This window comes from Streptococcus sp. DD11 (assembly GCF_001578865.1).
Classification (GTDB): domain Bacteria; phylum Bacillota; class Bacilli; order Lactobacillales; family Streptococcaceae; genus Streptococcus; species Streptococcus panodentis.
The window spans coordinates 1-238 of the sequence record NZ_KQ969489.1 but is presented as its reverse complement, the minus strand read 5'-3'; the positions used below and the strand labels follow the sequence as shown (position 1 = coordinate 238).

Genomic DNA, 238 nt, shown 5'->3' with positions numbered 1-238 from the left:
AGAGGGTTTCTGAGTAGCCAGGATCAAGTGGACCCCGAGGGAACGCCCGACCCGGGCGATGGACACCAGCTCCTTGATAAAGTCCGGCTGGTTGACCTTGAGCTCTGCGAACTCATCCGAGATCAGGAAGAGATGGGGCAGGGGTTCGCTTGCTTCCCCGCTCTTGTATTTCTTTTGGTATTGATTGATATGATTGACTTCAAACTCTCTGAAGAGCCGCTCCCGGCGGTGAATCTCC

General features: G+C 54.6%; 1 protein-coding gene. It reads right to left on the bottom strand.

Annotated elements, in window-relative coordinates; all coding sequences use genetic code 11:
• The coding region (locus STRDD11_RS13535; RefSeq protein ID WP_277593131.1) for an FtsK/SpoIIIE domain-containing protein at positions 1-238 on the bottom strand (238 nt) is incomplete at both ends.